A 24,170-nucleotide genomic window follows, 5' to 3' on the forward strand; every position below is an offset into this window, starting at 1 on the left:
GGCACGCCGAGCCGAGGATTGGGGCAGCCTCTGATCCTCGGGAATTGCGGCGGAGCGGGTGTGACGATCGGCTCGGCCGCGCCCTGCCCAGGCTCTACCAGACGGCTGCGGTCATCCCGGCCGCGGCCGTCGAGATTTGTGAGGATGTCACCGAGGCGTCACCGTTGCCGCGGTCTTGTATGAGGGACGGGCCGGAGGTGACGACGAGGCCGAGCAAGATGAGATTGAACCTTTGGACGCGGTCGGTGAGGCTTTGACCGAAAAGGACGGCGGAACCTGCCCACGTTGTCCGCAATCAATACGACGGCCGCTGCACCGCATGTTCCGTTGGCGCTGGCGAGCGGGCCGTTCGCCTCAGAGAGAGTCGCGTCCCCAGTTCCTACCGCTGCAGCGGTAGGAACTGGGCACTAAAACTCTCTGGCGGCTACGCAGTTTCCGCGGCCCTCCCTCACAGGCCACAGCCATTAATCGAACGCACGAAAGCCCTCCGCGTCGGCGATCGCTGGCGCGTGGAGCAGGGCTCCGAGGTCGGGAACCGGACTAGCCAACGTTTCATCGGCAGTGAACAGCCGCTCCAGAGCCAGTCCCGCGCGCAGCACAAGCGCATCGCCGCCACGCGGGCCAACCACCTGAATACCGAAAGGGAATCCCGCAGCATCGCGACCACAAGGGATGCACAAGGCCGGATGCCCGATCAGCGTGATCCCGTAGGCCAGGGCAAGCCAGTGAAAATAGCTCCGCGTCGGCACCCCGTCGATGGCGGTCGGGAACAGCTCTCGCCAGGGCGTCGGTCCGATGGTCATGGCCGGCAGTATCAGCAGGTCGAAGCGCGTGAAGAAGGATTGAGCGGCGCGGTAGATGCGCGTCTGGGCGGCCTGCGCCCGTGCCAGGTCGGTCAGGCTATAGGACTGGCTCTCGGCAACGTTGGCGGCGATGTTCGGGCCCACCTGGTCCGGGTGATCGTGCAGCATGTCGGCACGTCGCGTCGCATAGCCGGCAGCGCGCAGCACAGCGAAGGCCTCGTCCGCGCCGCTCATGTCCGGATGCGCCATCTCCGCGACCTTGAAGGCGGGCGCCAGCGCCGTGACGCGATTCGCGAAGATCTCGCGCATCGCCCGGCTCGTCGGCGCAAAGCCCAGATCCGGCGTGAAGGCCACGCGCAATGTCTCAAGCGGCGCCGCCTCCAGCGCAGCGAAGCGCGGTGGGTCGAGAAGCGCCTCGCCCCAGCGCACCGGGCTGAGCGGATCGCGACTGTCCTCGCCGGCCATGCCCGCCAGCATGAGCGCGGTATCCGTGACGCTCCGCGCCATCGGTCCTTGCACATTGAGGATGTTCCATCCGGCCTCGCGCTTCTCGCTCGGCACAAGGCCGGGCGAGGGCCGCAGCGCGACCACGCCGCACCAGGCGGCGGGATTGCGCAGCGAGCCGCCGGTGTCGCCGCCCTGGGCGATGGGCACCATGCCCGTCGCCAGCGCGACCGCCGCGCCGCCCGAGGAGCCGGCGCAGGAATAGCGCGGATCGAATGGATTGCCCGTCGCGCCGTAGACGCGATTACGCGTATTCGCGCCGGCGCCGAACTCCGGCACGTTCGACTTGCCGATGACAATCGCGCCGGCTGACTTCAGGCGCGCCACCACGCCCTCATCCGCCTTCGGCACATGGTCGCGGTACAGCGTGCTGCCGTAGCTCGTGACGAGGCCTTCGGTTTCCACCAGATCCTTGATCGCCACCGGGAGGCCGTGCAGCGGACCGAGCGCTTGGCCGCGCATCACGGCGCCTTCCGCCGCGCGGGCCGTCTTCCTCGCGCGGTCAAAATCGCGCGCTGGGATCGCGTTGACGGCATGGTCGATCGCCTCGATCCGCGCGATACAGGAATCGAGCAGTTCCACCTGGGAGAGCTGTTTCGCGGCAATTCGCTCGCGCGCCTCCTTAGCGGACAGGTCGCAGGGCTGCACGGCATGGCCTCCTGTTCGATATGTCACGCCCCGCGCGCGACAAGCGCGTCGAAGGCGTCGGCGATGCGGGCGATCTCCGCCTCGCCCATTGGGGTGGAAAGCGCGGCCGTCCCGTCCGCATGCTGTGCCAGCAGCCGCGCCGCGCCTTCCGCGTCATCGTGCCGCAGCATCAATGTCTGCTCCACAACGATGCGGGAGGTGCCCGGCTGGCGCAGGATGGCTCCGGGTTCGGCCGGCGGGCCCCATTCGGCCGAAAGGCCGGCCTCGATCGTCGCTCGAGGCACGCCGCCGCGGAGAACCGCCATGGCGCGCGCATGCGCTGCGTGCGACGCGGCGCCGACATCGTCCGGCATCGCGCTCACGCGCCGGCCGGCCGCGCCAGCATCGCCCAGGTGCGGCCCAGCGTATGCGGGCGATAGCTCACCCGGCTGCGGCGCATGATGTAGTCATAGGTCGGGTAGTAGAGCGGGATCACCGCGACATCCTCACCCTCCGCGATGTCGAAGGCTTCGGCCATCATGGCGTTACGCTTCGCATCGTCCAACTCCGCGAGGCTCGCGCGGATCAGCGCATCGACGCGCGAATTGGAATAGTTGCCACGGTTCGAACTGCCGAGCCGGCGCTGCGCATCATTGCTGTGCAACACGGTGCGCAGATAGATCGACGGATCCTCGCTGGCGTAGCCTAGGAAGAAGAAGGAATACTCACCGCGGCTCGCCGCCGGGTAGAAGACGTTGTTGGGCACGAGCTGGACCGAAGCCTCGATGCCAAGCCGCGAGTAGTATTGCGCCAGGGTCTGCACCACGCGGTCGCCGCTGGGATAGCGGTCGGACGTGCCATGGATGGTCAGGCGGAAGCCCTGTGCCACGCCTGCCTCCGCCAGCAGCGCCCGCGCCGCGGCCGGATCAAAGGCGGGCGGATGCAGCCGGCTGGAGCTTCCCGCCTGGCCCATGACCGGCATCTGTCCCGCCGGCGTGCCGGAGCCGTCCAGCAGTCGTTCCGTCAGCGCACGGCGATCCACGCCGATCGAGAGCGCACGGCGCACGCGCACATCCCGCAATGGGTTCTTCCCGTCCGCCCCCTGGGCGAAGGGCGAGATGTCCCGCGCGTGATCCATCTGGATGTACATCACGCGTGCGCCAGGGCGTTGCAGCACTTCCAGCTCCGGGCGACGACGCATGCGCTCCAGGTCGGCTGCGGTGGGGAAGTCGATCATGTCCACATCGCCCGCCAGCAGAGCCGCGGCGCGGGTGCCATCCGATCGGATGGGCCGGAGTACGACCTCTTCCCAGTCGGCCCGGCCGCCCCACCAGTCCTGGTTCCGCGCCATGACGACAGCCTCCGATGGACGATACTGCACCAGGCGATAGGGCCCGGTGCCGATCGCCGCGCGGCCGCTGTTGAAATCCATCGTCTTCACCTGTTCGCCGAGCGAGGCGGGAATGATGAAGACGCGCGAGAGCGCACGCGGGAAGAAGGGGTCCGGCGTCGTCGTCTCCAGATGCAGCGTGTAGGGATCGCGTGCTTCCGCCCGGCGGATGTTGGACACGTAGGTGGTGAAGGGCCCAGGGCTGTTTTCCACCTTCGGGATCCGCGCGAAGGTGAGGATGACATCCTCGGCCGTGAAGGGGCGGCCATCATGGAAGCGCACGCCGCGACGCAGGCGGATCTCCCACAAGGTGGGTGCGATCGCGGTCCATGATGTCGCCAGCATGGGCTGGAGATTGCCCTCGGAATCCACGCTGATCAGGGATTCGAAGATGTGGGCCTGCGCGTTCAGGTTCTCGGTGCCGTTGAAGTAATGCGGGTCCATCGAACTCGGATCGAGCTTGGTGCCGATGACCAGCCGGCCTGCCGCTTGCGCTCGCGCCGGCCTCGCGGTGGCGAGCATCGCCGTGCCCAGCATGGCGCGGCGCGACGTCTCGGGGTACCGCATGATCATTCTCCTCGGCCACGTTGCAGTAGGGAGGCGAGGCGCGCTTCCGCCTCGCGCAGGCGCACCAGCGCGGCTTCGCCGCCCAGGGCGAAGACCGTGGCCGCCAGCGCCTGTGCCAAGGCGACCGCGCCGGTCAGGCTGGGGAAGAAACCGGGGCCGTCGCCCGCGCCGAACAACAGCAGGTGGGCAGCCCCTTCCGAGAGGGGCGACCGCCGCGTGTCGGTGATCACCACCAGTGGGCAGCCATGCGCGTGCGCCGTGTCGCGCACCATGAGCGCGGCGCGCGAATAGGGTGCGAAGCTGGTCAGCACCACCGCGTCGCCACGCTGGAAGGACCCGATGTCCAGGTCCTCTGCCCCGGTCGCGCCGACCAGCCGGACATCGCCGGGACGGAACAGGCGAAGCTGGTAGTCGAGCAGCGAAGCGACAGCATGGCAGGAGCGGAAGCCCGCCACCCAGATGCGTGGCGCGCGATGCAGGGCCTTCGCCGCCGCCTGCACCGGGCCGGCATCAATCGTGCCGAGCGTAGCAGAATCGGCCGACATCATGCCGCCAGGCAGATCATGCTGTCGTGGCCGCCCCGGCTGCGCGACGCGGCCAGAGAAGGGTTGCGGCCGATACTGTTCGATCAGCGCCTCGCGCATGGCATCCCACCCGGCATAGCCCAGGCTGCGGGCCAGGCGGGAGAAGGTGGCGGGCGTGACCTGCGCCGCGGCTGCGAGGTCGCGCATGGAGGAAGTGGTCGCCTCGAACTGATGCTCGGCAAGGAAGCGCGCCGCACTGCGCAAGCGGGGAGGGAAATCCGGCAGGAGAAGGCGGATTCGCTCACTCGGTGTCTCATTGGACATGAAACGAATGTATCATTCCGCCTATATAAATCAATCAAATGTTTTGATTTGATGGCGCGACGATCTCCTTGGGTGGAGGGCAGGGAGAAAGGACGTGAATACGCTCAACCAAACCAAGACCCCGCCCGGCTGCTCCATGATGTGCTGCGGTGTCAGGGCGCGGTTGCGGCTGTCACGCGGAACGGCCTTGGTGGGAATGGCCAGTGCGCCACCGTTGCGCTGCCGGATCTCCGCGCCAAAGACCAGCGCCCAGAGCCGTGCTGGCGAGGCGCCAAGCTTCCCGCGGCGGCCATGGATGCGGCTCACCGCCCTCGGGCTGAGGCGATCGCCCTTCCGGTCCAACTTGACGGCGATGACAGTCAGGATACGACGACTGTCCAGGAAGAGGTGGTGGCGCGACCAGTCGCTTCTTGTCAGCAGCCCGGGGTCACATTCGTGCTACGGTGTACACGCGTAGATGCATCCGCGTGCCGTCGTTCGGGAGGCCGGAGGGATGTGCCATGAGCGAACTTGATCACCTGACCGCCACTCAGGTGCGGGAAGCGGCGGAGGTGCTGCGAGTATGGGCAGGCCAGCGGCAACATGACGCCCAAGTCGCTGCCGAGGTGCTTGATCAGGTGGCTGAGGCTGAAGCAGTCGAAGCGGTTCGGCGCGTCGAGATTGTGCGAGCAGCGCTCCTGGCCGCAGCGAAGCGTCGTGAGTCAGAGCCGATGGAGCACGGCAATGAATAGGCAAGACCGAGCATTGGCGGATGCCGCTGCCCGCTGCCTCAGAGCCTGCTTCAAACGAAAGGGAAACCCCCGCACCCGACCCGGAGCGGACATTGGCTGTCGCACATTGAGTCGTGCCCTTTCCCTTCATTGGATTGGTCGGGCAGGATTGAGGGCTCGAGTGATGGCAACCTCGATCTTGCAGCACTGACAGAACCCACCGCGAGGACAGGAGGGAGCGATGAGTCGCTTTATTCTTGGCGTCCTTGCCACCATCGCACTACTAGCCGTAACGGGCCTCGTCGTTGTCTACAGTGGGATCTACAACGTGGCGGCGTCGTCGCCGCATACGGGTCTTGAGACCTGGGTCCTGAACACGACGATGCGCAATTCGGTGCGGCGCCGCGCCAGCGAGGTTGCGGTGCCTGTCAGTATCACCGAGGAGCAAATCCGCCGCGGCTTCACGCAGTTCCGTGATAGTTGCGTCTACTGCCATGGCGCCCCTGGGGTGGATTCGACTGATTGGTCGATGGGGATACAGCCGGAACCACCGTTTCTGCCAGACGTGGTTGGTGCGCGCACGCCGGCCGAGTTGTTCTGGATAGTACGAAACGGCCTCAAGATGACGGCCATGCCGGCCTTCGGGAAGCATCTGAATGACCAGGAAATCTGGGGTATCGTCGGCTTCATCCAGCGCCTGCCCAGCATGTCCGCCGAAGACTACACGCGTCTCGTCCGCGAGGCCGAGCGAGGCGGCGAGCGTCCGCAGTAGGGCCAGGAAGCGGCGTCAGAAATATAGGTCCGCAATCCGCCCCTCTGTGCCGTTTCAGCGAAGTTCTGAGACAGCGTAGACAGCCTCGCACATCCTTCGCCACGAACTCCGGCCCGTTGTCAGAGCGGATGCACGCGGCGACGCAGTGCGCGCTCGCGCTTCCTGTCGGCTCGATCCGCCACGCGATCGGCCAGACGCCGGGCCTTGCCGCCTCGATCCGGCTGGGACGGCGGCGCCTCCGGCCTTCGGCTGCAAGAACCATGTCGCGATCGATCGCCGCCACGGGCTGATCCGCGGTTGGACCGCCAGCCGCGCCGCGGCCCGTGACGGTACCCGGCTGGCGGAGGTGATCGGTGCCGACAACACCGCCGCCGATGTCTGGGCCGACACCGCCTATCGCTCGGCAAAGAACGAGGTATGGCTGGCCGCGCGCGGCTTGGTCTCGCGCATCCACCGCAAGGAACCGCCGGGGCGGCCGATGGCGGCGCGGACGCGTCAGCCTCAACGCACCCCCGTCAGCCGAAGCGCGGAGGTTCTGGAGGTGCCCAGCTTCAACCGCGCGGGCTGCGCCAAAGCCAGATAGTCAGCGTCATGTATTGGGATTGACGGTCGCGCGTCCTCGATTTGAGCCTGCGCGCGGACACACCTTCTCGAACCCCGATGAGGGTTCGGCATGAGTGGGTATGCGCCCCCGAATACCCCCTCCGTCTCTTGATTATTGGCACCGACCTCGGAGGTCAGTCTCCAAAAGACAGAAAAAGGAGGGGGCTCGGGGGAGTTCTCTCCCCCGACCTTTACGCCGCCAGCTTCTCCATGATCGCGCCGACGGAGGGCACATGCTCCGCCGGCCCCATCGCCGCCAGCGTCGGCGTCGCGCGGAACATCGCCGCCGCAGCCTGCTGCACCTGCTCCACCGTCACCGCGGCGATCCTCGCCTTGGTCTCCTCGACCGGGATGACGCGGCCGAAGACCTGCAACTGGCGAGCAAGCTGCTCGCAGCGGCTGCCGGTGCTCTCCAGAGACATCAGGAGCGAGGCGCGAAGCTGCGCCTTGGCCCGCGCCAGTTCTTCCTCCGTCACGTCGCGCTGCACGGCGCGCAGCGCCTCGATCGTCACCGGCATCAGCTCGCCGGCTTCCTTCTCACCGGTGCCGGCATAGATCTGGAACAGCCCGCCATCCCTGAACGGTGAGGCGAAGGAATAGATCGAATAGACCAGCCCGCGCTTCTCGCGGATCTCCTGGAACAGCCGCGACGACATGCCGCCGCCGAGCAGCGTCGAGAGCAGTTGCGTCGGATAGTGCATCGGGTCGCCATGCTTCACCGAGGGGAAGCCGAGCACGATGTGCACCTGGTCCAGTTCCCGCGTCTCGCGGAACTCGCCGCCGCCGTAGCGCGCGGCTTCGGGCGCCGCGGTGCCGGTCGTCGGCAGGTCGGCGAAATGCGTGCGCACCAGGTCGAGCAGCGCATCGTGTTCCAGCGCGCCGGCCCCGGCGACGACCATCTGCCCCGGGCCGTAGTGGGACCGCATGTAGCCGGTCAGCGCCTCGCGGCTCATCGCCTTGATGGTGTCCTCGGTGCCGAGGACCGGGCGGCCCATCGCCTGGGAGGGGAAGGCCGTCTCCTGGAAATGGTCGAAGACGATGTCGTCGGGCGTGTCGTTGGCCTGGCCGATCTCCTGCAGGATCACGCCGCGCTCGCGCTCGATCTCCTCGGGGATAAAGGTCGAATGCGTCAGGATGTCGCCGATGATGTCGACGGCGAGCGCCGTGTCCTCCTTCAGCACCTTGGCGTAGAAGGCGGTCTGCTCGCGCGCGGTATAGGCGTTGAGGTGCCCGCCGACATTCTCGATCTCACGCGAGATCGCCGCCGCATCGCGTCGCGCCGTGCCCTTGAAGGCCATGTGTTCGAGGAAGTGGGAGACGCCGTTGACCTCCGGCGCCTCATGCCGCGTGCCGACGCCGACATAGGCGCCGACCGAGACGGTCTCGACGCGCGGCATGGTCTCGGAGACGACGGTCAGGCCATTGGGTAGGCGGGTGACGCGGATGGCGTCGGTCATGTCTGGCTGCTTGCCTTCGGTTGGGGATGGGTCGCGGGGTCGCGGGAAGCGGTTAGCGGCGCGATCGCGCAGCCTCGATCACCTCATTGACGAGGCGTTCCCGCAGGTGCAGGGGCATTTCCGGGTCGCGCGCGCTGTCCATGACCCTGTCCTGGCTTTTTTCGTCCTGTCGAAGGCGTCTCAGGTAGGCGTAGAGGTCGAAGCCCGCAAGGACCACGACCGTCCCGGCCACGATCAGCATCTGGCCCGTCTCAAGGCCGGTCACGTCCAGGGTGCCGGACCACTGGGGCCCCACGCCGCTGGCATCGGCCTTCACCCCCATCAGCATGGAGCCGAAGATGCCGAGCAGGCCGCATTTCGCCGCGGCCAGGGCCATGGCCGGCGCGGATCGGGCACGGATAGCGCGGATGGCGAAGTCGCCGAGCCGCGTCCCCAGGTCGATGATGGGCGAAGGCGGCGGGTCGGGTGGCACAACCGCGACCTGCTGCGGGGCCGTGGGCGGCAACGGCATGGTGAAGCCGGAGGCAGGCCTTTTCGCGGGACGGGGCTTGTCGTCCATGGCTCAGCCCCGCGGTTCGGCGATGGCCGCGACCTGGGCCGGCTGCGCCTCCGGTGCCGGTGTGGCGGTGGGCGTTTTGTCGGACTTTTCCGGCACCGGCAGGGCGTCGAGCAGGATGCGGCACGCCACCGCCTGCCGCCATTCATACAGGACCAGCACGCCCGCCGTGCCCGCGACGAAGCACAGGATGACGACATCCGCCGCGCGAAAGGGCTGCCAGGGCGGCGAGACGAAGACGAGATAGACGACGATCATGCCGAGGCCGAGCGCCACCCATTCCAGCATGCGAAGGCGCGCGCTGTGCCGTTGCGAGGTGAGGGTCAGCGCGAGTTCCAGGGTGCGCAGGCGCTCGGCCGGCAGGGCGTCGCCGGGCTTGGCTTCATTGACGGCGGCATCGTCCGACATGCGCGCCTCCTCGCGGATGCTCCTTCGATGGCGGCTCGATCGGCCGCCGCTCCGTCATTTAGGACCAGCCGAGCCGTCCAGGCGAGTCACGCCGCGTTGCGGCGGGCGTGGCCGCGGACTGCCGCCTCGATGGCGCCGAGGTCGTTCGGCATCACCCCGAACCGCTCTTCCCGCTCATAGAGGTCGGCAAGCCGCGCCGGCAGGGGCGGGCGGATGCCCGTCGCGCGCTCGACGGCGTCGGGGAACTTCGCGGGATGCGCGGTGGCGGCGACGATCACCGGCACGGCCGGGTCGGCCGGCGGCAGGGCGCGGGCGGCGGCGGTGCCGACGGCGGTGTGCGGGTCCGCGAGGTAGCCGGCGGTGGTCCACAAGCGGCGGATTTCGGCGAGCGTGCCCTCATCATCCAGGGTGAAGCCGCGGAACAGGGCGGTTGCCTCGCGCCAGGCGGCATCGGGGATGGGCATGCGGCCCTCCGCCCGGAAGCGCGTCATCATCTCGGCCGTCGCCGCCGCATCGCGGCCGAGCAGTTCGAACAGCAGGCGCTCGAAATTCGACGACACCTGGATGTCCATCGATGGCGACAGGGACGGTTCCACCGGCTTCGCGGACATGTCGTTCGACGCCAGGAAGCGCGCCAGGATGTCGTTGCGGTTCGACCCGATGACGAAGCCGCTGATCGGCAGGCCCATGCGGCGCGCCGCCCAGGCGGCAAGGACATTACCGAAATTGCCGGTGGGGACGGACACCGCCACCTCCCGGTCCGGCGCGCCCAATGCCAGCGCGGCCGCGACGTAATACGGGATCTGCGCGGCGATGCGCGCCCAGTTGATCGAGTTCACGGCCGACAGCCGCATCTCCGCGCGGAAGGGCGCGTCGTTGAACATCGCCTTCACCAGGTCCTGGCAGGCGTCGAAATCGCCCTGGACGGCGATGTTCTTCACATTCGGCGCCAGCACCGTGGTCATCTGCCGGCGCTGCACCTCGCTGGTGCGGTTTTCCGGATGCAGGATGACGATGTCGATGGCGGTGCGGTCGCGGCAGGCCTCGATGGCCGCACTTCCGGTGTCGCCGGAGGTCGCGCCGACGATCGTCACCCGTTCCCCGCGCTTCGCCAGCACATGGTCGAACATGCGCCCGAGCAGCTGCAGCGCCATGTCCTTGAAGGCGAGCGTCGGGCCGTGGAACAGCTCGAGTGCGAAGGTGTTGTGGTCGATCTGCACCAGCGGCACCACGGCCGGATGGCCGAAGCCGGCATAAGCGTCGCGGCACATGGCTTCCAGCGGCAGGCCGCCGGCGCCGAACAGCGCGAGGATGCGCGCGGCGAGCGCCGGATAGGGCAGGCCCCGCAGGGCGCGCCACTCGGCCGTGCTCAGCGTCGGCCAGGCTTCCGGCACGAACAACCCGCCATCCTCGGCGAGGCCCGCCAGCAGGACGGCTTCGAAATCGCGCGGGGCAGCCTGCCCGCGAGTGGAGACGTAGCGCATGACGCGGTCTTTACCGGGTCGGTGCGGTGGCGGCGAGGGGGCTCGCGCCAACACCCTGGACGTATCACGGAGTTCTTGATATGTTCCAATCGCCATCGGGCATCCGTGCCTTCCGTTGCCGGCGCGAAGCCCGATAAAGGCTTAAAATCCTAAAATCCTAAAGTGATAAATCGGCCACAGACTACAGCCCGAAGCGCAGCATCTCCGCCCCGAAGGTCGCAAAGCCAAGCCGGATGTCGTCCTCCGCCAGCAGGTCGGGATAACGCAGCGCCTCCGGGTCCTTGCCGACGAAGAAGGCGCCGATGCCCCGCCGCACCTTGTCCGGCGCCATCTGGGTCACGGCCTTGCGGACATGCTCCTCCTGCCAGGGCAGGCCGAGCAGGCCGGCGGCGGCCATCAGCCGCGCCACCGGTTCGCGCACGACCCGGTCATAGGACAGCACGACGCAGGGCAGGCCAGCCTCCTCCATCGCTCCCCGCCAGGCCGCGACATGGTCCGACCAGGACCCCCAGGCGGGCAGGAAGTTCGGCGCGCCGCGATGCTCGCAGAACAGGCGGAAGAAGGCCGCGACCTCGCCGCGATCGGCCGCCGCGTCGAAGGACGTCTCCCTTCGCCCGCTGCCCGGCACGAAGCCCTGCGTCGCGATGACGTAGCGGCAAACCGACAGCGCCACCTCGAAGGGATGGCGCTGGACATAGACGATGCGCGCGACGCGGTCCCAGACCTCGGGAAAGTCCCTCTGCACCGCCTCCGGCGGGCTGTGGGTGCGGACCGAGAAGCGGTCGAGGCCCGCCACCGATCGGTCGAACGCCGCGCGGTCCAGCCCGGCATCCAGCTGAAAGCCGGTGCGCGGCCGCCCCTTGTCGCGCAGGGACAGCACACCTTCCCCCTGGTGCCACCAGGCCTCGGAGGCCGCGCAGGACCCGGCGGTGAAGGTGGTGCCCGACCGCGGATAGCCCGCGACGAGGGTGATGCTCGCCCCGCGCATCAGCCGTTTAGGTAGCGGCCGGTCAGGTGCTCGATGAAATCCGCGGGGTCGAGCGGCTTGCCGGTCGCCGCCCGCAGCAGGTCCTGGAAGCCGAGCAGCGAGCCCTTGCCATGCACATTCGTTCGCAGCCAGCCCAGCAGCGGCCCCATGTCGCCGCGGCCGAGCGCCTCGTCGAGGCCCGGCACCGCGGCGCGGGCCGCCTTCATCAACTGCGCCGCCGCCATCGCGCCGAGCGTGTAGGAGGGGAAGTAGCCGAAGGCCCCGTCATGCCAGTGGATGTCCTGCAGGCAGCCGCGGGCATCGTCCGGCGGCGTGATGCCGAGCATCCGCTGCATCCCCTCGTTCCACGCCCCCGGCAGGTCGGCGACCTGCAGGTCCCCGCCGATCAGCGCGCGCTCCAGCCGGAAGCGCAGGATGACATGGGCCGGGTAGGTGACTTCATCGGCATCGACGCGGATGAAGCCGCGCCCCACCCGGCGCCAGAGCCGGGCGAGGTTGCCGCCCTCATAGGGTGCGGCCGGCCCGCCGAAGGCCCGGCGCAGCTCGCCGCCGAGGAAGGCCAGGAAGGCGTCGGACCGGCAGGCCTGCATCTCGACGATCAGGGATTGCGATTCATGCGCCGCCATGCCCGCCGCGTCGCCCACCGGCTGGCGCGCCCAGGCCTCGGGCAGGCCGCGTTCATACAGGCCGTGGCCGGTCTCGTGCAGCACGCCGAGCAGCGCCTTGGACACGTCCTGCTCGTCGTAGAAGGTCGTCAGCCGCACATCCTGGGGCGTGCCGCCGCAGAAGGGATGCAGGGATTCGTCGAGGCGCGCGTGTTCGTAGTCGAGGCCGATCCGCTCCGACAGGTCGCGGCACAGGCCGCGCTGGATCTCGACCGGGAAGGGGCCGGGCAGGGGCAGCGGCGCGGGGCGCGCGGCCTGGACCGCCTCGGCGCGCGGCAATGCGTCGGCGAGGAAGGCTTCGTAGGCGGCGAAGACGGGTTCCACATCGGCGGCGGTGACGCCGCGCTGGTAGCCATCCATCAACGCGTCATAGGGGGACATGCCAAGCTCGGCGGCCAGCGCCTGGGCGGTTTCGCGCTGCAGGCGCACGACCTCGGTCAGGGCCGGGGCGACCATGGCGAAATCGGAGCGCGCCTTGGCCTCGCGCCAAATCTTCTCGCAGGCCGAATTGGCCCGCGCGGTGGCCTCCACGAGGTCGGTCGGCAGCGCCGTCGCGCGCGCATGCGCGACGGTCATCAGGGCAAGGTTGGCTTCTTCCCACTCGCCCTCGGCGCTGGCGATCTCGAGGTCCTCCTCGACCACCGGGGCGGTCAGCAATTCATGCGACAGGCCGGCCAATGTGGCGAGTTGCTCCCCGCGCGAGGCGCCGCCGCCCGGCGGCATCATCGCCGCCGCGTCCCAGTGCAGCATCCCCGCGGCCTCGCCCAGCGCTGCGATGCGCGCGAAGCGGGCCTTCAGGCGGTTGAGCGCGGCATTGGGCATCAATTCTTCTCCTTGAGGCGATGGCGGGCCCAGGCGAGGAAGACGCCGACCAGCGCGACGGCCAGGCCATACCAGGTGATGACATAGCCGAGATGGTTGTTGTTCGGCCGCGGCAGGGTCCGCGCCGGCGCCGGCAGACCGTCCGCATCGCCCAGCGCCACGAGGCCCCAGGGCACGACGCGCGGCAGGCCGAGCGCCGCGCCGATCGCCGCCGGATCGAAGGTGTAGAAGCGCCGCCCGGCCGGATCGTCGGTCGCGGCGAACCTGCCCGCGCTCTCGCCGGGGCGCACCCAGCCGGTGACGGTGACCTCCCCATCCGGATGGGCGACGGGGGCATTGCGCTCGAAAGGCACCCAGCCGCGATCGACCAGGATCGGCAGGCCATCGTCCCGCATCAGGGGCGTGACCAGCCGACCGCCAAGGGTGGTGCCGCGCAGTTCGATCTCCACCAGCGCCTCGCGCGCATGGTCGAAGCGTCCGGTGACAGCGACCTTGGCGAAGGGCGTGGGCGGTTCGGCCAGGGGCACTGGGGGTGCTGCCTCGACGGCCGCGAAGCGGGCCAGCAGCGCGGTCTTCCAGGCCAGGCGCTCGACCTGCCATGTGCCGAGGCCGACCAGGATGGCGAGGGCCGGCAGCGTCACCAGCAGCGGCAGCACGAGGCGGCGCCAGCGGCCGGGAGGGGAGGCGGGCGTCGGCATGCGGGGCGACGGGCCGGCGCGGTCAGGCCGCGTCACGGCGGTGCCGCCATTGCAGGGCGACCAGCGCGGCCTTGGCGATGCGCATGGTCAGGATGGACAGCGGCAGCACCACCACCGGCCAGACCACGGCATGCACCCACAGCGGCGGCCGGAAGCGCACATCGACCCACAGGGCGAGGCCGACCGCGACCGCGCCGATGACGAAGATCCCCGCCACCGCCGGCCCGTCCCCGGCGTCATGGGCGCCGAGGTCGAGGTCGCAGGCCTCGCAGCGCGGGCGGATATCGAGCAGGCCGCGGAACAGCGCGCCCTTGCCGCAGCGCGGGCAGCGCCCGAGCAGCGCGGCGGTGACGAGAGAAGCGCCCTGGTCCACCCGAACCGTCCCCCCGAAAAGCAGCGGCCGGGCCCAATGGCCCGGCCGGGAGCGCAAGGCGCTGTCGCGCCAGGCCGACTACAAAGCCCGGCGCACCAGCGCGCGGCGCGAAGCCAAGGCGGCCGGGTGGCCGTCGCCCGGCGCCTGAGGGCAGATCAATGCTGGGCGATCTCGCCGGCGCCGAGCCAGTAGATGCAGACGAAGAGGAACAGCCACACCACGTCCACGAAGTGCCAGTACCAGGCCGCCGCCTCGAAGCCGAAATGCCGTTCGGGGGTGAAGTGCCCCTTGGCGGCGCGGATCAGGCAGACCAGCAGGAAGGTGGTGCCGACCATCACGTGGAAGCCGTGGAAGCCGGTGGCGAGGAAGAACACCGAGGGATAGACGCCGCCATCGTAGAACTTGAACGGCGCCATCGAATATTCCCACGCCTGCAGCGAGGTGAAGGAAATCCCGAGCAGCACCGTCAACACCAGCGCCCGCACCGCCGTCTTGCGGTCATTCTTGATGATCGCCGCATGCGCCCAGGTCACCGTGCAGCCCGACAGCAGTAGGATCATGGTGTTGAGGAAGGGCAGGCCCCAGGGATCGAAGGTCAGCGTCCCGCGCGGCGGCCAGACATGCGGCACGGCGGAGCCCGACACATGCTCGGGGAACAGCGCGAAGTGGAACCAGGACCAGAAGAAGGCGACGAAGAACATGACCTCGGAGGCGATGAACAGCGTCATGCCGTAGCGCAGGCCGATCAGCACGATCGGCGAATGCAGGCCCGGCGTACGCGATTCCTTCACCACGTCGCGCCACCAGAGGAACATGGTGGCTAGCACGCCCATCAGCCCGAGGCCGAACATCCAGTGGATGCCGCTATGCGCCCACAGCACGATGCCGAGCACCAGCGCGCCGCCGCTGAAGGACCCCATCAAAGGCCAGGGCGACGGATCCACCAGATGGTAGGGGTGCTTGTAGTGTGGCGCGCCGGAGTCGGCATGCGCGTCGGTGGTGCTGGCCATCGGAATCCCTGGACCTGAAGGTCGCGCGCGAACAGCCTGCGCCGCCCGCCCGCATCGCGGCGCATCAATCCCGAAAACCCCTGCCGGATCAAGCCCGGGCCGGCGAATCTCGGGAGTTGGACCGGGGGCGCAATCATGGGCCGGACGCAGGGGTGGAGGGGCTCTGCCCCTCCAAGCCACCCCGCCAAAGGCCCGGGGCCTTTGGAAACCGTTACCTGGCGCTGGGCGGCGGCGGGCGATCCGACGCCGCGGCGCGGGACCGGCGCAGCGCGAAGACCCGAAGGGTGCTGGCCAGGGGGGCGCCGTCGGCGGCGCGCGCCGCATCCAGTTCAATCACCAGCGCGGCAAGGCTGATCGCCCGGGCGCGCGCGGCATCCTCCAGCGCGGCCCAGAATTCCGGTTCGAGGGCGATGGAGGTGCGGTGGCCGGCCAGGCTGAAGGATCGCTTGGCCAGGTGCGGCTTCACCCCCCGCCCTCCAGCGTGCCGCCCGGGCGCAGCATGTCCTCCGGCCGGACCCAGCGGTCGAAATCCTCCGGCGCCACATGGCCGAGTTGGGCGGCGGCGTCCTTCAGTGTCAGGTCCTCGGCCAACGCCTTCTTGGCGATCTGCACGGCCTTGTCATAGCCGATGCGCGGGTTGAGCGCGGTCACCAGCATCAGCGACTTCGCCATCTGGTCGGCGATCCGTGCTCGGTTCGGTTCCAGCTTGGCGACCATGTGGGTGGCGAAGGACCGCGCGGCATCGCCCAGCAGTGTCGCGCTTTCGAGCACCGCCTGGATAATGACGGGCTTGAACACGTTCAGTTCCAGATGCCCCTGGGCGCCAGCGAAGGTGACGGTCGTATTGTTTCCCATGACGCGGGCGGCGACCATGGTCAGCGCCTCGGACTGCGTCGGATTCGTCTTGCCCGGCATGATGCTGCTGGACAGGCCGTCGGCCGGGATCACCAGCTCCCCGATGCCCGCCCGCGGGCCGGACCCCAGCAGGCGGATGTCGTTGGCGATCTTGGTCAGCGAGACGGCGACGGTGTTGAACGCACCATGCAGTTCCACGAAGGCGTCATGCGCGGCCATGCCTTCCGACTTGTCGGGATTCGGGGCGAAGGCCTCCCCCGTGCGTTCGGCGACGATGGCGCAGAAGGCGTCGTCGAAATCAGGGTGGCGGTTCAGCCCGGTGCCCGCGGCGGTGCCGCCCTGGGGCAGCAGCAGCAAACGCGGGATGGTGTCGGTGACACGCGCGATGCCGTTCTGCACCTGGCGCGCCCAGGTGGCGAATTCGCCGCCCAGCGTCACCGGCACCGCATCCATCAGATGGGTGCGGCCGAGCTTCACGATCTCCGCATACTCGGCGGCCTTGGCGGTCAGCGCGCCATGGAGCGCGGCGAGACCCGGCAGCAGGCGCTGCCGCACCGCGTGCGCGGCGGCGAGATGCATCACGGTCGGGAAGCTGTCATTCGAGGACTGGCCGCGATTGACGTGATCGTTCGGGTGGACCGGCTTCCGGCTGCCGAGCGGCTGGCCGAGCATCTCGTTCGCGCGGTTCGAGATGACCTCGTTCGCGTTCATGTTGGTCTGGGTGCCCGACCCGGTCTGCCAGACGGGCAGCGGGAAATCGGCGTCGCGCGCGCCGGCTTCCACCTCGGCCGCGGCGGCCTTGATGGGCTCGGCGATGGCGTCGGGCAATTCGCCCAGGCGGCGATTGGCTTCCGCCGAGGCCCATTTCTGCAGCCCGGTCGCGCGGATCACGCCGGGGTCGAGCCGCGCATCGCCGATGCGGAACAGCGCGCGGGCGCGTTCGGTCTGCGGCCCCCAGTACCGATCGGCGGGGATCTCGATGGTGCCGAGGCTGTCGGTCTCAGTACGGGTTCCGCCAGCGGAATCCTTGGCGGTTTCGGTGCGGGTGGCGGGCATGGCGAACTCCGGAGCGGATTTCCGTGTCGGCAGGCCGGCGCAGCGGTATCGTGGCTCGTGCCGGAACCGATTCGAAGGGGGTAGCCTGCGATGACGTACAAGATTGAGGCGATCGAGGGGATCGGGAAGGTCTATGGCGACAAGTTGCGAGAGGCGGGGCTGAAGGACACGGCCGCGCTGCTCGCCGCCTGCGCCGGGCCCAAGGACCGCGCCGCGCTGGCCGCGAAGACCGGCATCCCGGACGCGCTGGTGCTGGAATTCGCCAACCGTGCCGATCTGATGCGGGTGAAGGGCATCGGCGAGGAATATTCGGACCTGCTCGAGGCCGCGGGCGTCGATACGGTGCCCGAGCTCGCCCAGCGCAACCCCGCCAATCTCCACGCAGCGCTGGAGAAGGCCAATGCGGCGAAGAAGCTGGTGCGCCAGACGCCCGCCCTGAAGGCCGTGGAGGATTGGATCGCCGCGGCGAAGGCGTTGCCGCGCGCGCTGACCTACTGAGGCGGTTCGCCGTAGGTCGAGATCTCGATCAGGTTGCCATCGGGATCGCGGCAATAGACCGAAGTGATCGGCCCGAGCGCGCCATGCTTGGCGACCGGCCCCTGCTCCACCGCCACGCCGCAATGGTGCAGGTGGGCGATGATCTGTTCCGCATCGACCGTGACGATGAAGCAGAGATCGGCGGTGCCGGGGATGCCGCCGGCAGCACCCGTCCACCATTCCGTCTGCGTCGCCTCGACCGGGCGGAGATTGATCTTCTGGCCGCCGAACTTCAGCGCGGTGCGCGGGTGCAGGCCGAATTCCTCGACCTCCATGCCCAACACGCGCTGGTACCAGGATGCCGAGATGGTCACGTCCCGGCAGGTGACGACCAGGTGGTCGAGGCGATCGACGGCGAAGCGCATGTCGGATCCTGGAACAGTGGCGGCCCGCGCCCTGTACAGGCCAGGGGCCGCCCTGTCACCCGCGGTCAATCACGATCCCAGCGGCCGGGGTGGTAGCGCCAGCGGTCGCCATCCTGGTCCCAGCGCGGCTGGGCGTAGTGGCGGCCACGGCGGGCGCGGACCCAGGTGCCTTCCTGCCAGACATAGCGGCGGCCGTTCCAGCGGTAGTGGCCATCGGCCCAGACATAGCCGCGGCGCGGCGGCGGCATGGGGCGGGCGTAGGGCGGCGGCGGCGGTGGGCCGAAATTGAGCGTGACGCTCTGCGCCTCAGCAGTCGTGGGCAGGGCGAGGCCGGCCGCCGTGGCAGCAAGGATGGACAGGGCGGCGAACAGGCCTCGGCGGGTCGTCATTCATCATCTCCTTCGCGGGGCGGGTGCCCGTAACGGTCAGCCTCCGCGCCGCGTGCGGCAGCGCGGAGGCAGTGTTGCTGCGAAGGGTAACGACGTGTTGCGCCGTGGGTTGCCTCAGCCGCCGCGTCGCGCGGTGACCTCGATCTCGATCTTCATCGCATCCGTTTGCAGGCCGGCATGGATCAGGGTCGAGGCCGGGCGCGCCTTGCCGAGATACTTCTTCACGATCGGCCAGCAGGGTTCCCAGTCGGCGCGGTCCGGCACGATGAACAGCACGCGCACCACGTCGTCCAGCGTGGCATCCGCCTGGGCCAGGGCAGCGGCGATGTTGCGGAAGGTCTGGTCGGCCTGGGCGACGACATCGGGCTGAATCGTCATGGTCGCGTAGTCGTAGCCGGTGGTGCCGGAAACCCAGATGTCGTCGCCGACGACGACGGCGCGGGAATAGCCGATCTGCTCCTCGAACTTCGATCCGGAGGAGATGCGGCGGCGTTCGGTCATGGGGGTGGTCCTGGTTGCGGTGGGGTCTGCAGTGCTGCGAGGTGCCGCTCCATCGCGGCGAGCCGCCCGGATTCCTCCGACAGCACGCGCGCCGCCTTGCGGATGACGTGCCAGTTGAAGGCGGCCGTCGCGGAGATCGCGGCAAAGAGGACGACGATCGCGGTCGGTTCCGTCCCGAGCCCGGCCAGCGCCAGCACGCCGAAGACGACGCAGAGGACGCCATTGGCGATCAGCGCGGTGAGGCGGATGCGATCCGGCACGGGGTGGTCGCCGTCAGGCCGTGGCAGGGCCGCCGCAGCGTTCAGGGCGGTGGATGCGATCGGTCGAGGCGGGGAACTTCGCGAGCTTCGCCGCCGGGCGGACCGGCCGCGGCACCAGGTTGCCGCCGCAATTCGGGCAGAGGCCGCCGGGCAGCTTCGTCCCCGCGCAATCCCTGCACCAGGTGCATTCGAAGGAGCAGATCAGCGCCTCCCGGCTGTCCGGCGGCAGATCGCGGCCGCAGCATTCGCAGTTGGGACGGAGTTGCAGCATGGGCGAGGTGCCTCCCGGGACGGTGTCCTACGCCAGGATCAACAGGGCGCAGGCGAGCAGGGAGGAGAGGCTACGAAGATGGTTCCATGCGGTCCAGGGCACCGAGTAGGCACGCCACGCCGCCGCGGCCCCGGGGCCGTCCGGATCCTGCGGCGCCAGGCGCAGGTTGAGCGGCACGTTCGCGAGGATAGTGACCGCGAAGGTTCCGAGCCCATAGGCAACGAAGGCCGCCGCGGCCCATCCGGCGAGCCGGGCCTGCCCATCGGCCAGCGCGGCGATGGCAAGGAGCAGGGGCAGCAGCAGCGCCCCGAAGAAGTAGAAATCGAAGACCGGCGTGCGGATCCCGTCATTGATCCGCTGCATGGCGCGGATCGCCGCCGGCGCGGGCGCCGTGTCCAGCCCGCGCATGACCACCGTCGAGAAGGTGCAGAAAAGCCCGGCGGCGAGGATCGCGGCGGCATGGAGGAGGGCGACCAGGCTTGTCATCGCACCTTCTCCTCGTGTCCCAACGGAACCTTGACGATCCGCGTCACCAGGCGCCGCACGAAGGGCAGGACCATCAGCACCGTAGGGAAGGCGATGACCCAGGATGTTGCCCAGGCCGTCGGCCAGCGGTCCAGCACCTCCGTCGTCGGCCCCAGGGCCAGCACGGTCGAGACGCCGGAGACCACGAAGGTCATGATGAAAGTCAGGAAGAAGCCGGTGGCCAGCGGCGCGAAGCGTGCCGGCAGCCGGCGTGTCCCAGTCTCGCTCACTCCAACCCCTCGTAGAAGTCGTTGCCCTTGTCATCGACGACGATGAAGGCCGGGAAATCCTCGACCTCGATGCGCCACACCGCCTCCATGCCGAGTTCGGGGTACTCCAGCACCTCGACCTTGCGGATGCAGTCCTGGGCAAGCCGCGCCGCCGGCCCGCCGACCGAACCGAGATAGAAGCCGCCATATTTCTTGCAGGCGTTGAGCACCTGCTTCGATCGATTGCCCTTGGCCAGCATGACCAGCGACCCGCCATGGGCCTGGAAGGATTCGACATAGGAATCCATCCGCCCCGCCGTGGTCGGGCCGAAGGAGCCGGTGGCATAGCCCTGCGGCGTCTTGGCCGGGCCGGCGTAATAGACCGGGTGGTCCTTGATGTATTGCGGCAGGCCCTGGCCCGCGTCGATGCGTTCCTGCAGCTTCGCATGAGCGATGTCGCGCGCCACCACGATGGTGCCGGTCAGCGAGACGCGCGTCTTCACCGGATATTGCGACAGCGTCGCGCGGATCTCCTCCATCGGGCGGTTGAGGTCGATCTTCACGACCTCGCCGCCGAGGATGTCCTCGGTGTGCTCGGGCAGGTAATGCGCGGGCTCGTGCTCGAGCTGCTCGATGAACACGCCCTCCGGCGTGATCTTCGCCTTGATCTGGCGGTCGGCGCTGCACGACACGCCGATGCCGATCGGCAGCGAGGCGCCGTGCCGCGCCATGCGGATCACCCGCACGTCATGGCAGAAATACTTGCCGCCGAACTGCGCGCCGATGCCGAGGTTCTGCGTCAGCTTGTGGATCTCGGCTTCCAGTTCGGTGTCGCGGATCGCGTGGCCGGACTTGTCGCCCTTGGTCGGCAGCGCATCGAGCCACTTGGTGGAGCCGAGCTTCACCGTCTTGAGGTTCATCTCCGCCGAGGTGCCGCCGATCACGATGGACAGGTGATAGGGCGGGCAGGCCGAGGTGCCGAGCGTCTTGATCTTCTCCTCGATGAAGGCGAGCAGCTTCGGCTTGTTCAGCACCGCGCGGGTCTGCTGGTACAGGAAGGTCTTGTTCGCCGATCCGCCGCCCTTGAGGATGAACATCAGGTGCATCTCATCGGCGTGATGCTCGCCGGGCTGCGCCATGATGGAGAACTCGACCGGCAGGTTGTTGCCGGAATTCGTCTCCTCGAACATCGAGATCGGCGCCATCATCGAGTAGCGCAGGTTGGTCTCGGTGTAGGTGCGCGCGACGCCGTAGGACAGCGCCTCCTCCTCATCGCCCTCGACCCAGACGCGCTGGCCCTTCTTGCCGAAGACGATCGCCGTGCCGGTGTCCTGGCACATCGGCAGCACGCCGCCAGCGGCGATGTTCGCGTTCTTCAGCAGGTCGAGCGCGACGAAGCGGTCATTCGCACTCGCTTCCGGGTCCTTCAGGATATTGGCGAGCTGCTGGAGGTGCGCCGGGCGCAGCAGGTGGGAGACCTCGTGGCAGGCTTGGAAGGCGAGTTCGGACAGCGTCTCCGGCTTGACTTTGAGAACCTTCTTGCCGTCCACCTCGATGACCGAGACGCCGCCGATGTCGAGCTCGCGATAGGGCGTGGCGTCCTCGCCCAGCGGGAACATTGTGCTGAAGCGGTAGCCTTCCGGGCGGGCGGGGCTGGCAGCGTCGAGGGGCGGGGTCATGCGCGGTCTCCGGGCGCGCAACGGGCGCGCAGCGTGCCGGGTCTAGCGCAGGCGGGGGTGGGGCGCCAACAGGCGCGCCCGCGCATCAGCCATCCTTGGCCGGCTTGCGGCGGAAGGCATCGAGGCTGACCACCTGGGCCGGGCCGGCGGGGGGTTCCTCAGCCGGTGCGGCGGCGGGCGTCTCCTCCTCCGGCACGTCCTCCATCACCGGCTGGTCCATGCCGAGGACGGGGAAGCGCAGGCCGAAGCGGACATGGGGGTCGTGGAACATGGTCAGGGCGCCGAAGGGCACCACTAGGCGCGACGGAACGCCGCCGAAGAACAGCGTCACCTCGAAGCGGCCGGCGGCGCGATCGACGCGCAGATCCTCGAACTGGTGCTGCAGGACGATGGTGATCTCCTGCGGGTAACGGGCCTTGAGGTGGCCCGGCACGCTGGTCCCGGGATGGTCGGTCCGGAAGGTCAGGTAGAAATGGTGCTCGCCCGGCAGGCCGTCGGCGGCCGCGCTCTCGATCGCGCGGATGGCGACCTCGCGCAGGGCTTCCTCGGCCCAGACATCGTAGGGCAGCAGGCTCTCGGGTGGTGCGGCGTCGTCGCTCATGCGGCCATCTAGGCCCGGACGCGGCGTGATGCAAAGGGAAGTGGGGGGCTTCTGTTGCCCGGTGCCCCCCGAACCGCGCTTACCTATTTAGGCAGCGAGCGCCACAGCCTCGCGGCTGTTATCGTTGGCACTTGTGATTTGGTCCGATGACGGCGGTACCATGCCGGGCAAAAGACGGATCTTTACCGCGCGCGTCGAGCCTATTTCGCCCCCCTCCGCCGGCCACGATACTGGCCGGATGATGGTGGAGGCGCCGGGTACCGCCCCCGGGTCCGCAACGCTTATTCCATACGCCGTTTATCGCCATAGTCACCGAGGTGACGCGGTTCATATAGGCGAGTGCGTTGCGGATTTCGAGGGGATTTCGATCAACCTTCGCCGTCGCGAGACAGCCCGCGTTCCACCACGCGGGCATAGAGCGCCGCGCCATAGGGGATCGTCTCGTCATTGAACTGGTATCGCGGGTTGTGCGGCATGGCACCCGGCCCGTTGCCGACATGGATATAGGCGCCGGGGACCTTCTCCATCATGAAGGAGAAATCCTCCGACCCCATGCCGGGCGGGTTGTCGCGCGCGACCTTCTCCGTGCCCACGAGCTCCGCGGCGGCCTCGGCATAGGCTTCCGTCTGGGTGGCGTCGTTGATGGTGGGCGCGAAGATCAGCCGCCAGGACAGGGCCGCGGTCGCGCCGAAGCCGGCGGCCACGCCCTCGGCGACGCGGCGCATCGACTCCTCGATCTGCTCGCCGACCTCGCGGGTGAAGAAGCGCGCGGTGCCGGAGATGGTCGCGGTCTCGGGGATGACGTTGTACGCCTCCCCGCCCAGCACCTTGGTCACGCTGACGACGGCGGGGTCGCGCGGGGAAAGGGTGCGGCTGACGATCGACTGCAGCGCCGTGGTGATGTGGCAGGCGGCGAGCACCGGGTCGATGCTGGCCTCCGGCCGCGCGCCATGCGCCCCTTTGCCCGAGACCAGGATGTCGAAGAAGGCGCCGCCGGCCGCGGTCGGGCCGGTCCGGATGCCGTATTGCCCGACCGGCATGCCGGGGCGGTTGTGCATGCCGTAGATGGCATCGCAGGGGAAACGTTCGAACAGCCGGTCCTCGAGCATCGCCAGCGCGCCGCCGCAGCCTTCCTCGCCGGGCTGGAAGATGAAATGGACGATGCCGTCGAAATTGCGCGTCTCGGCCAGGTACTTGGCGGCGCCAAGCAGCATGGTGGTGTGCCCGTCATGGCCGCAGGCATGCATCACGCCCTTGGTGGTGCTGCGGTAGCCGACGTCGTTCAGTTCCTCGATCGGCAGGGCGTCCATGTCGGCGCGCAGGCCGATGGCGCGGTTGCCGGTGCCGTTGCGCAGCACGCCGACCACGCCGGTGACGCCGACCCCGCGATGCACCTCGATCCCCCAGGATTCCAACTTCCGTGCAACGATCTCGGCCGTCCGGTGCTCGTTCATGCCGAGTTCCGGATGCGCATGGAAATCCTGCCGGATGACGGTCAGTTCGGCATGGTCGCGGCGGATGGCGTCGAGCGGTGACATGGCGGCTCCCGAAATGGATTTGCCGCCATGCTGCACCCCCTGCCCGCAGGCGCCAATATCCCGCGGTCCAGGGGGCCGTTGCCCCCTGACGGGGTGGTC

The 24,170-nt window shown here is 68.8% G+C and carries 29 protein-coding genes, 1 other RNA gene and 1 pseudogene; 4 read left to right on the forward strand and 27 right to left on the reverse strand.

Translation table 11 applies throughout. The features are described from left to right. Nucleotides 1-464: 464 nt before the first annotated feature. From AC2YHJ_RS10865 to AC2YHJ_RS10885, 5 genes are read right to left on the reverse strand one after another with little or no spacing between them, the layout of a single operon-like run. Nucleotides 465-1,955 (reverse strand): amidase, encoded by a 1,491-nt coding sequence (locus tag AC2YHJ_RS10865; protein WP_487395952.1) that lies wholly within the window; start codon nucleotides 1,953-1,955, stop codon nucleotides 465-467. Between the two features lie 23 nt (nucleotides 1,956-1,978). Beyond that, nucleotides 1,979-2,317 (reverse strand): hypothetical protein, encoded by a 339-nt coding sequence (locus tag AC2YHJ_RS10870; protein WP_487395953.1) that lies wholly within the window; start codon nucleotides 2,315-2,317, stop codon nucleotides 1,979-1,981. Then, on the reverse strand, nucleotides 2,314-3,891 hold the full coding sequence (locus AC2YHJ_RS10875; RefSeq protein WP_487395954.1) for an ABC transporter substrate-binding protein: 1,578 nt from the start codon (nucleotides 3,889-3,891) through the stop codon (nucleotides 2,314-2,316). The genes AC2YHJ_RS10870 and AC2YHJ_RS10875 overlap by 4 nt, the downstream gene beginning before the upstream one ends. A gap of 2 nt (nucleotides 3,892-3,893) precedes the next feature. Further along, the gene (locus AC2YHJ_RS10880; protein WP_487395955.1) at nucleotides 3,894-4,739 is read right to left on the reverse strand and encodes a MurR/RpiR family transcriptional regulator; all 846 of its coding nucleotides are present in this window, start codon (nucleotides 4,737-4,739) and stop codon (nucleotides 3,894-3,896) included. 30 nt (nucleotides 4,740-4,769) lie between these two features. Continuing rightward, nucleotides 4,770-5,045 carry a hypothetical protein gene (locus tag AC2YHJ_RS10885; RefSeq protein ID WP_487395956.1) on the reverse strand — a complete coding sequence of 92 codons (276 nt, stop codon included), beginning with the start codon at nucleotides 5,043-5,045 and terminating at the stop codon, nucleotides 4,770-4,772. Between the two features lie 194 nt (nucleotides 5,046-5,239). Between AC2YHJ_RS10885 and AC2YHJ_RS10890 the strand changes: the two genes are divergently transcribed. The 3 genes and pseudogenes from AC2YHJ_RS10890 to AC2YHJ_RS10900 form a co-directional block, all read left to right on the forward strand. Beyond that, a complete protein-coding gene (locus AC2YHJ_RS10890; protein WP_487395958.1) occupies nucleotides 5,240-5,470 on the forward strand; it encodes a hypothetical protein in 231 nt (76 codons plus the stop codon). A gap of 220 nt (nucleotides 5,471-5,690) precedes the next feature. After that, nucleotides 5,691-6,221, forward strand: a complete 531-nt coding sequence (locus tag AC2YHJ_RS10895) for a c-type cytochrome (protein ID WP_487395959.1) — start codon at nucleotides 5,691-5,693, stop codon at nucleotides 6,219-6,221. Nucleotides 6,222-6,453: 232 nt separating this feature from the next. Next, nucleotides 6,454-6,702, forward strand: a pseudogene (locus AC2YHJ_RS10900) (IS5/IS1182 family transposase); the annotation flags it as partial. A gap of 313 nt (nucleotides 6,703-7,015) precedes the next feature. Here the strand turns inward: AC2YHJ_RS10900 and AC2YHJ_RS10905 are convergent. The 11 genes from AC2YHJ_RS10905 to AC2YHJ_RS10955 form a co-directional block, all read right to left on the reverse strand. After that, complete coding sequence (locus AC2YHJ_RS10905; RefSeq protein ID WP_487395960.1) at nucleotides 7,016-8,281, reverse strand: M16 family metallopeptidase; 1,266 nt, start codon at nucleotides 8,279-8,281, stop codon at nucleotides 7,016-7,018. 52 nt (nucleotides 8,282-8,333) lie between these two features. Continuing rightward, nucleotides 8,334-8,840 carry a hypothetical protein gene (locus tag AC2YHJ_RS10910; protein WP_487395962.1) on the reverse strand — a complete coding sequence of 169 codons (507 nt, stop codon included), beginning with the start codon at nucleotides 8,838-8,840 and terminating at the stop codon, nucleotides 8,334-8,336. Nucleotides 8,841-8,843: 3 nt separating this feature from the next. Further along, the gene (locus AC2YHJ_RS10915; RefSeq protein ID WP_487395963.1) at nucleotides 8,844-9,245 is read right to left on the reverse strand and encodes a hypothetical protein; all 402 of its coding nucleotides are present in this window, start codon (nucleotides 9,243-9,245) and stop codon (nucleotides 8,844-8,846) included. An 86-nt stretch (nucleotides 9,246-9,331) separates the two neighbouring features. Continuing rightward, entirely contained in the window at nucleotides 9,332-10,729 is a 1,398-nt protein-coding gene (gene thrC / locus AC2YHJ_RS10920) for a threonine synthase (RefSeq protein WP_487395964.1), read from the reverse strand. A 181-nt stretch (nucleotides 10,730-10,910) separates the two neighbouring features. After that, entirely contained in the window at nucleotides 10,911-11,717 is an 807-nt protein-coding gene (locus AC2YHJ_RS10925; RefSeq protein WP_487395965.1) for a sulfotransferase domain-containing protein, read from the reverse strand. Continuing rightward, nucleotides 11,717-13,204: a carboxypeptidase M32 gene (locus AC2YHJ_RS10930; RefSeq protein ID WP_487395967.1), complete on the reverse strand. Its 1,488-nt coding sequence runs from the start codon at nucleotides 13,202-13,204 to the stop codon at nucleotides 11,717-11,719. The genes AC2YHJ_RS10925 and AC2YHJ_RS10930 overlap by 1 nt, the downstream gene beginning before the upstream one ends. Continuing rightward, nucleotides 13,204-13,902, reverse strand: coding sequence for an SURF1 family protein (locus AC2YHJ_RS10935; RefSeq protein WP_487395968.1), 699 nt, complete (start codon nucleotides 13,900-13,902; stop codon nucleotides 13,204-13,206). Before AC2YHJ_RS10935 ends, AC2YHJ_RS10930 begins: the two co-directional genes overlap by 1 nt. 22 nt (nucleotides 13,903-13,924) lie before the next feature. Then, on the reverse strand, nucleotides 13,925-14,275 hold the full coding sequence (locus AC2YHJ_RS10940; RefSeq protein ID WP_487395969.1) for a DUF983 domain-containing protein: 351 nt from the start codon (nucleotides 14,273-14,275) through the stop codon (nucleotides 13,925-13,927). A 155-nt stretch (nucleotides 14,276-14,430) separates the two neighbouring features. Further along, nucleotides 14,431-15,285 (reverse strand): cytochrome c oxidase subunit 3, encoded by an 855-nt coding sequence (locus tag AC2YHJ_RS10945; protein ID WP_487395971.1) that lies wholly within the window; start codon nucleotides 15,283-15,285, stop codon nucleotides 14,431-14,433. A 211-nt stretch (nucleotides 15,286-15,496) separates the two neighbouring features. Continuing rightward, nucleotides 15,497-15,751: a ribbon-helix-helix domain-containing protein gene (locus AC2YHJ_RS10950; RefSeq protein WP_487395972.1), complete on the reverse strand. Its 255-nt coding sequence runs from the start codon at nucleotides 15,749-15,751 to the stop codon at nucleotides 15,497-15,499. Beyond that, the gene (locus AC2YHJ_RS10955; protein ID WP_487395973.1) at nucleotides 15,748-17,196 is read right to left on the reverse strand and encodes a class II fumarate hydratase; all 1,449 of its coding nucleotides are present in this window, start codon (nucleotides 17,194-17,196) and stop codon (nucleotides 15,748-15,750) included. The genes AC2YHJ_RS10950 and AC2YHJ_RS10955 overlap by 4 nt, the downstream gene beginning before the upstream one ends. Before the next feature lie 90 nt (nucleotides 17,197-17,286). On the opposite strand from AC2YHJ_RS10955, the gene AC2YHJ_RS10960 reads away from it, so the two are divergent. Further along, nucleotides 17,287-17,694, forward strand: a complete 408-nt coding sequence (locus tag AC2YHJ_RS10960; protein WP_487395975.1) for a DUF4332 domain-containing protein — start codon at nucleotides 17,287-17,289, stop codon at nucleotides 17,692-17,694. Here the strand turns inward: AC2YHJ_RS10960 and AC2YHJ_RS10965 are convergent. The 11 genes from AC2YHJ_RS10965 to AC2YHJ_RS11015 form a co-directional block, all read right to left on the reverse strand. Then, on the reverse strand, nucleotides 17,688-18,098 hold the full coding sequence (locus tag AC2YHJ_RS10965; protein WP_487395976.1) for a VOC family protein: 411 nt from the start codon (nucleotides 18,096-18,098) through the stop codon (nucleotides 17,688-17,690). The genes AC2YHJ_RS10960 and AC2YHJ_RS10965 overlap by 7 nt on opposite strands. Nucleotides 18,099-18,163: 65 nt before the next feature. After that, complete coding sequence (locus AC2YHJ_RS10970) at nucleotides 18,164-18,487, reverse strand: hypothetical protein (protein WP_487395978.1); 324 nt, start codon at nucleotides 18,485-18,487, stop codon at nucleotides 18,164-18,166. A gap of 114 nt (nucleotides 18,488-18,601) precedes the next feature. Further along, nucleotides 18,602-18,988 (reverse strand): RidA family protein, encoded by a 387-nt coding sequence (locus AC2YHJ_RS10975; protein WP_487395979.1) that lies wholly within the window; start codon nucleotides 18,986-18,988, stop codon nucleotides 18,602-18,604. After that, nucleotides 18,985-19,248, reverse strand: coding sequence for a hypothetical protein (locus AC2YHJ_RS10980; protein ID WP_487395980.1), 264 nt, complete (start codon nucleotides 19,246-19,248; stop codon nucleotides 18,985-18,987). The genes AC2YHJ_RS10975 and AC2YHJ_RS10980 overlap by 4 nt, the downstream gene beginning before the upstream one ends. A gap of 13 nt (nucleotides 19,249-19,261) precedes the next feature. Continuing rightward, on the reverse strand, nucleotides 19,262-19,519 hold the full coding sequence (locus AC2YHJ_RS10985) for a DUF1272 domain-containing protein (protein WP_487395981.1): 258 nt from the start codon (nucleotides 19,517-19,519) through the stop codon (nucleotides 19,262-19,264). A 27-nt stretch (nucleotides 19,520-19,546) separates the two neighbouring features. After that, complete coding sequence (locus tag AC2YHJ_RS10990; protein ID WP_487395983.1) at nucleotides 19,547-20,005, reverse strand: anthrone oxygenase family protein; 459 nt, start codon at nucleotides 20,003-20,005, stop codon at nucleotides 19,547-19,549. Further along, entirely contained in the window at nucleotides 20,002-20,274 is a 273-nt protein-coding gene (locus AC2YHJ_RS10995) for a DUF2798 domain-containing protein (protein WP_487395984.1), read from the reverse strand. The genes AC2YHJ_RS10990 and AC2YHJ_RS10995 overlap by 4 nt, the downstream gene beginning before the upstream one ends. Continuing rightward, on the reverse strand, nucleotides 20,271-21,932 hold the full coding sequence (locus AC2YHJ_RS11000; RefSeq protein WP_487395986.1) for a fumarate hydratase: 1,662 nt from the start codon (nucleotides 21,930-21,932) through the stop codon (nucleotides 20,271-20,273). Before AC2YHJ_RS11000 ends, AC2YHJ_RS10995 begins: the two co-directional genes overlap by 4 nt. A gap of 85 nt (nucleotides 21,933-22,017) precedes the next feature. After that, nucleotides 22,018-22,533: an SspB family protein gene (locus tag AC2YHJ_RS11005; RefSeq protein WP_487395988.1), complete on the reverse strand. Its 516-nt coding sequence runs from the start codon at nucleotides 22,531-22,533 to the stop codon at nucleotides 22,018-22,020. A gap of 39 nt (nucleotides 22,534-22,572) precedes the next feature. After that, nucleotides 22,573-22,894: a transfer-messenger RNA gene (gene ssrA, locus AC2YHJ_RS11010) on the reverse strand. A 7-nt stretch (nucleotides 22,895-22,901) separates the two neighbouring features. Beyond that, nucleotides 22,902-24,071, reverse strand: a complete 1,170-nt coding sequence (locus tag AC2YHJ_RS11015; RefSeq protein WP_487395990.1) for a M20 aminoacylase family protein — start codon at nucleotides 24,069-24,071, stop codon at nucleotides 22,902-22,904. Between the last annotated feature and the right edge of the window lie 99 nt (nucleotides 24,072-24,170).

Source organism: Roseomonas sp. SRI_022 (assembly GCF_057586215.1).